The organism is Streptomyces sp. NPDC048255 (assembly GCF_040652415.1).
Lineage (GTDB): Bacteria > Actinomycetota > Actinomycetes > Streptomycetales > Streptomycetaceae > Streptomyces.
This window is the reverse complement of sequence record NZ_JBEZMA010000022.1, coordinates 110875-117118: the sequence shown is the minus strand read 5'-3', so window position 1 is coordinate 117118 and position 6244 is coordinate 110875. Positions and strand designations below refer to the sequence as shown.

General features: G+C 75.7%; 6 protein-coding genes. 4 read left to right on the top strand and 2 right to left on the bottom strand.

Annotated features, from left to right (window positions below; all coding sequences use genetic code 11):
- Window positions 1-114: 114 nt before the first annotated feature.
- Both AB0D94_RS19390 and AB0D94_RS19385 read right to left on the bottom strand, forming a co-directional pair.
- Window positions 115-1536 carry a hypothetical protein gene (locus AB0D94_RS19390; RefSeq protein WP_362053031.1) on the bottom strand — a complete coding sequence of 474 codons (1422 nt, stop codon included), beginning with the start codon at window positions 1534-1536 and terminating at the stop codon, window positions 115-117.
- Window positions 1537-1683: 147 nt separating this feature from the next.
- Window positions 1684-2622 carry an oxidoreductase gene (locus AB0D94_RS19385; protein WP_362053028.1) on the bottom strand — a complete coding sequence of 313 codons (939 nt, stop codon included), beginning with the start codon at window positions 2620-2622 and terminating at the stop codon, window positions 1684-1686.
- A gap of 178 nt (window positions 2623-2800) precedes the next feature.
- Here AB0D94_RS19385 and cbiE point away from each other — a divergent pair, with 178 nt between their 5' ends.
- The 4 genes from cbiE (at window position 2801) to AB0D94_RS19365 (ending at window position 6203) form a co-directional block, all read left to right on the top strand.
- Window positions 2801-4048, top strand: coding sequence for a precorrin-6y C5,15-methyltransferase (decarboxylating) subunit CbiE (gene cbiE, locus AB0D94_RS19380; RefSeq protein WP_362053025.1), 1248 nt, complete (start codon window positions 2801-2803; stop codon window positions 4046-4048).
- Window positions 4045-4794, top strand: coding sequence for a precorrin-4 C(11)-methyltransferase (cobM, locus tag AB0D94_RS19375; RefSeq protein WP_362053022.1), 750 nt, complete (start codon window positions 4045-4047; stop codon window positions 4792-4794). Before cbiE ends, cobM begins: the two co-directional genes overlap by 4 nt.
- Complete coding sequence (locus AB0D94_RS19370; protein ID WP_362053019.1) at window positions 4784-5557, top strand: cobalt-precorrin-6A reductase; 774 nt, start codon at window positions 4784-4786, stop codon at window positions 5555-5557. Before cobM ends, AB0D94_RS19370 begins: the two co-directional genes overlap by 11 nt.
- Before the next feature lie 82 nt (window positions 5558-5639).
- Window positions 5640-6203 carry a GNAT family N-acetyltransferase gene (locus AB0D94_RS19365; protein ID WP_362053016.1) on the top strand — a complete coding sequence of 188 codons (564 nt, stop codon included), beginning with the start codon at window positions 5640-5642 and terminating at the stop codon, window positions 6201-6203.
- Window positions 6204-6244 lie beyond the last annotated feature (41 nt).

The following is a 6244-nucleotide window of genomic DNA, read 5'->3' as shown; positions in this document are numbered from 1 at the left end:
CCGTGGATTGCAAGGCGGAGGAGGGAGTCGACGCGGAGCGTCGGCGACCGACGACAACGCGGCAAGCCGCGGTGCCAGCCGACCCGGGCCCGGCCATGATCCACCGGACACCCCCTAGCGGCTGTCGTCGGAGTCCCGGCCGGCCGGCGGGCGGTGGTGGGGCGGGTAGGCGGCGGTGGCCGGGGAGGTCGGCCGGCGCCACTTCGACAGGACGCGGATGACCGTGGCCGGGGTGAGCAGGGCGCTCGGCGGGGCGGCCAGGGACAGCACCCCGAAGAACCGGCCGGAGACGGCGGGGTCGGTATTGGCGCCCACCATCACCCGTGACATGTAGCGCTGGAGGATCCGGGTGGCCCGGTCCGGCGGCGGGCCCTCGGTCCCCGGGTACCGCATGTCCTCGCTGGTGGCGATCTGCCAGGCCGTCTGGGCGGCGGCCACCGTCCGGCGCTGGATCCGGCGGGCGGCGGCCGGGACGCTCCCCGTGTCCAGGCCGCGGATCTCCTTGCGCAGGGCGTCCGCCTCCAGTGCGGCCACCGTCATCCCGTGCCCGTACACCGGGTTCAGCCGGCAGGCCGCGTCGCCGAGGACCACGAACCCCGCGGGCCAGCGGTCCAGGCGCTCGTAGTGCAGCCATTCGTTCGCGGTGGCGCGGAAACCGGTGGCCGCGGAGAGCGGTTTCGCCTCGCGCAAGGCGTCGTAGAGCGCCGGGCTGCGCAGGCTGCGGGTGAAGCCGAGGAACCCCTCGTCGTCGGTGGGCGGGGCGTGCTCGCCGTTGCCGATGAGCGTCACCAGCCACCGGGCGCGGTCCAGCGGTACGAGCACCGCGCCGCGCGGGCTGTCGGGGCGGCCCTGGACGTACACCCCCTGCCAGCGCCGGGCGGGATCGGGCGGTATCTCGAAGTAGCGGCTGGAATACCCCAGGCCGGAGTCGTACCGGGTGACCTCCGGCGCCGGGACGCCGAGGGCGGCGAGCCAGGCCGGGGCCTTGGAGGTGCGTCCCGTCGCGTCGACCACGAACCGTGCCGCGAGCGGCTCGCCGTGGCGGAACTCCACCCCGGTCACCGAGCGCCCGTCCGGCGCGCCGACGAGCCCGGTGACGGTGCTGCCGGTCCGCAGCCGGATCCGCTCGTGCCGCAGGACCTCCCTGCGGACCGTCCAGTCGATCAGCTCCCGGTCGGCCAGCAGGACTTCGGTGCCGGGCACCGGACGGAACCAGTCCGCCGGGCTCAGCCAGAGGAAGTCCCCCGGGGACTCCAGCAGGGCGGCCCCCGCGCCCAGCAGTCTGTCGGTGACCCCGGGCAGCAGCTCCTCGATCAGCTCCAGCCCCCGCGACCAGAGCACGTGCACGTGCCGTGACTGCGGGACCCCCGGCCGGAAGGCCGGGCCGTCCTCCGGCAGTTCGTCCCGCTCGACCAGGGTCACCCGCGCGAACCGGTCCGCGAGCACCCGCGCCGCCAGCAGCCCGGCCAGGCCCGCCCCGAGGACCACCGCGTGGTCGTGGGCTTGTGGGTGGTTGTCCGTATCGTCGTCGTCCATCCCCCGAGTGTCCGGCCCGCCGGTCCGCGCGGGTCAGGTCCCGGCCGGGGCGGACGGAGGCACCCCGGGGGCGGACGGGCTCACACGGGGCGCCCGGCCGGGGCGGTGGCCGCGGGCGTCAGGGGCAGAGCACCGTCGGGACGGCCTTCAGGATGCGTACGAGACTCCTGTGAACTTCTCCGAGGCCGTCCAGAGCAGCTCGCCCGAGGTGTCGTCGAGGGTCCGCTTCGCCCGCCAGGACCGCACCGGCGCTCCGCGCCAGCCGAACCGCGGACCGATGAACGCGTCCGGCCGGACCCCGGGCGCGGTGGCCGCGTAGAGGGTGGGCAGCGCGCCCCTGGCGGCGGGCTGCGCGACGACCGCGTTGCCGAAGGCCGCCACGCGCGAGTTGAGGGTGGGGCCCTCCAGCGTGGCCGCGCCGGCGTGCAGGTTGCTGGAGGCGTAGCCCGGGTGGGCCGCGGCGGCGGTGATCGTGGAGCCCGCGGCGCTGAGGCGCCGGGACAGCTCGTGGGTGAAGAGCAGGTTGGCGGTCTTGGAGCGGCCGTAGGCGACCCAGCGGCGGTAGCCCTGCTCGCCGCCCGCGTCGAGGGCCGCCAGGGCGGTGCGGTCGATGTCGCCGAGCACGTGGAATCCGCTGGAGACGTTCACGATCCGGGCACCGGAGGCCGCCGCCCGCAGCCTCGGCAGCAGCAGACCGGTCAGGGCGAAGTGTCCGAGGTGGTTGACGCCGAACTGGGTCTCGAACCCGTCGGCGGTGCGCCCGTACGGCAGCGCCATCACACCCGCGTTGTTGACCAGCAGGTCCAGCGTGTCGCGGCGCTGCCCGTAGGCCTTGGCGAACTCCCGTACGGAGGCCAGGTCGGCGAGGTCGAGAGCGGCGAACTCCACCTGGGCGCCGGTCACTTCGGTGCGCAGCCGCACCTCCGCGGCCTTCCCGCGCGCGGCGCTGCGGCAGGCCAGCACCACGAAGGCGCCGCGCCGGGCGAGCTCCCGGGCGGTCACGTAGCCGATCCCGCTGTTGGCCCCGGTCACGACGGCGGTGCGGCCGCTCTGGTCGGGGATGTTCGTGGCGTTCCAGCCGGGCATGGCAGCTCCCTCGCGACACTGTGGGTCCCCGAGGGTAGACCGGTCCCGTACCGGGGGCGGGGGCGGGTACCGGGTTGACGGCCAGTAGGCTGCGAGTCCGTCTTCCCTCTTCTGCTTCCGCTTCACGCCGCTTTCGTTCCCCTTCCCCTTCCGCTTCCGTTCCCCGAGGTACCGCGCAGTGAGCTCCGCACCGCCCCCCGTACCCGTGACGGTCGTCGGCCTCGGCGCCGACGGCTGGGCCGGGCTCACCGCCGTCGCGCGGTCCGCGCTGGCCTCCGCCGAGGTGCTGATCGGCGGGCCGCGCCAGCTGGACCTGCTGCCGCCCGCCGAGTGCGGGGGCGAGCGGGTGGCCTGGCCGAGCCCGCTGCGGCCGGCCGTACCCAAGCTGACCGCCGAGCACGCCGGCCGCCGGATCGCCGTGCTGGCCAGCGGCGACCCCATGTTCTACGGGATCGGCCGCGCCCTCGCCGAGGAGCTGGGGCCCGAAGCCCTGCGGGTCCACCCGCACCCCTCCTCGGTGTCGTACGCCTGCGCCCGCCTGGGCTGGCCGGTGGAGGACACCGAGGTGGTCACCGTGGTCGGCCGCCCGGTGGCCCGGCTGGCGGCCGCGCTGTACGAGGGGCGGCGGGTGCTGGTGCTGAGCGCGGGCGCGGGCTCCCCGGGCGAGATCGCCGCCCTGCTGCGGGAGCGGGGCTTCGGCCCGAGCCGGATGCGGGTGCTGGAGCAGCTCGGCTCCGAGCGCGAGGACGCGTACGAGGGCCGGGCGGACGGCTGGGACCACGTGCCCGGCGACCCCCTGAACGTGGTGGCCGTGGACTGCCGCCGGGACCCGCAGGCGCGCGCGCCCCGCCTCGGCGCGACCCCGGGTCTGCCGGACACCGCCTACGAGCACGACGGGCAGCTCACCAAGCGCCGCGTCCGGGCCGCGACCCTGTGCGCGCTGGCCCCCGCGCCCGGTGAGCTGCTGTGGGACATCGGCGGCGGTTCCGGTTCCATCGGCATCGAGTGGATGCGCACGCACCCCTCCTGCCGGGCGGTGGCCGTGGAGCGGGTACCGGAACGGGCCGCGCGGATCACCCGTAACGCGGCGGCGCTCGGGGTGCCCGGCCTGCGCGTGGTGACCGGCGCCGCGCCGGACGCGCTCACCGGACTGCCCGCCCCCGACGCGGTGTTCATCGGCGGCGGGCTGACCGCGCCGGGCCTGCTGGACGCGGCCTGGGCCGCGCTGGCCCCCGGCGGCCGGCTGGTGGTCAACACCGTCACCCTGGAGTCGGAGGCGGTCCTCACCGACCGCTACCGGCGCCACGGCGGCGAACTGGTGAAACTGTCCGTCGCGCACGCCGTGCCGGTCGGGGGCTTCACGGGCTGGCGGCAGGCCATGCCGGTCACCCAGTGGTCAGTGACGAAGGAGAAAAATCAGACATGACCGTGTACTTCATCGGTGCGGGCCCCGGCGCTGCCGACCTGATCACGGTGCGCGGTGCCCGGACCCTGGCCGCGGCCCCGGTCTGCCTGTACGCGGGCAGCCTCGTCCCGCGCGAACTGCTCGCCGAGTGCCCGCCGGACGCGCGTCTGGTCGACACCTCGCAGCTGAACCTGGACGAGATCGTCGCCGAGTGCGTACGGGCCCACGCGGCGGGCCAGGACGTCGCCCGGCTGCACTCCGGCGACCCGTCGATCTTCAGCGCGGTCGCGGAGCAGATGCGCCGGCTCGACGCGGCCGGCATCCCCTACGAGGTCGTCCCCGGCGTGCCTGCCTTCGCCGCGGCCGCCGCCGCGCTGAAGCGGGAGCTGACGGTGCCGACGGTCGGCCAGACGGTGATCCTGACCCGGATCGCCCAGCAGGCCACCCCGATGCCGCCCGGCGAGGACCTGGCCACCCTGGGCCGCAGCGGCGCGCTGCTGGTGCTGCACCTGGCCACCCGCTACGTGGACCGGGTCGTGGACGAGCTGCTGCCGCACTACGGGGCCGAGTGCCCGGTGGCGGTGGTGGCGATGGCCAGCCGCCCCGACGAGCTGGTCCTGCGCGGCACCCTGGCCGACATCGCCGCCCAGGTGAAGGCCGCGGGCCTGGTCCGCACGGCCGTCATCCTGGTCGGCCGCACCTTGGGGGCCGAGCAGTTCCGCGACAGCCACCTGTACTCCCCCGAGCGCGACCGGCATGCCTGCTGAGCGGAGCCCCGGCCGCGGGCCGGCCCGGCACGTCCTGATCCTCGGCGGCACCACGGAGGCCCGCCGCCTCGCGGAGGCGCTGGAGCACCATCCCTCGTGCCAGGTGACGACCTCGCTCGCGGGGCGGGTCGCCGCACCCCTCCTCCCGCCGGGCGGCACCCGCGTCGGCGGCTTCGGCGGCGTCGCCGGACTCGCGGGCTGGATCGTCGGGTCCGGGGTCACGCACGTGGTCGACGCCACCCACCCCTTCGCGGAGCGGATCAGCTTCAACGCCGCCGAGGCCGAGGCTCTCACCGGCGTCCCCACGCTGGCGCTGCGCCGCCCCGGCTGGACCCCGGGCCCCGGCGACGACTGGCGGTTCGCCGGGTCCCTCGAAGAGGCGGCCGCGGCGCTGCCCGGGCTCGGCGGCCGGGCCTTCCTGACCACCGGGCGGATGGGCCTGCACACCTTCGCGCACCTGACCGACACCTGGTTCCTGGTGCGGTCGGTGGACCCGCCGGAGGGTCCCGTGCCGCCGCGCCTGGAAGTGCTGCTGGCCCGGGGCCCGTTCGCCCTGGCCGACGAGCGGGAGCTGCTCGCCCGCCACCGGATCGACGTGCTCGTCACCAAGGACAGCGGCGGCTCGGCCACCGCCCCGAAACTGGCGGCCGCCCGCGAGGCCCGCATCCCGGTCCTCGTGGTGCGCCGCCCGGCGGTACCCGCGGGCGTACCGGAGACCGACTCGGTCGAGGTCGTCCTGGACTGGCTCGGCACGGGCAGCTAGCGCTGTGACCGGGAAGGTTCGCCGGTTCTGCCCTCGGGAAAAGGCATTGCCCCATGGGGAGGGTTCACGTTGGGTGGGCGGCATGACCGAACTGCACACCGACCGTCTCGTCCTGCGTCCATGGCGCGATGCCGACCTCGAACCCTGGGCGGCGATGAACGCCGATCCCGAGGTGCGGCAGCACCTGGGCGACCTGCTCACCCGTGAGCAGAGCGAGGCCTCCATGGTGCGGTTCCGGGCCGCGTTCGACCGGCGGGGGTACGGCTGGTGGGCCGTCGAGGTCCGGGCGACGGGTGAGTTCATCGGCTTCGCGGGCATGGACGACGTGGACGACGGCATGCCGTTCACCGGGGTGGAGATCGGCTGGAGGCTCGCCCGGGCGGCCTGGGGACAGGGCTACGCCACCGAGGCGGCACGGGCGGTCCTGGAGCACGGCTTCGACGCGCTCGGGCTTCCCGAGGTCCTCGCCGTGACGACGGCCGGCAATCTCCGCTCCCAGGCGGTGATGCGGCGGATCGGGATGAGCCGGGACCCGGCCGGCGACTTCGACGACCCCGGCGCGCCCGAAGGACCGCTGCGTCCCAACGTGCTGTTCCGCCTGGCCCGTGCCGCGGCTGCGGGGGCCGGTGCGCCCGGATCCGGCTGAGGCGCCACCGGACGGGTAAGGCCCGGTGCGGTCCTCGCACC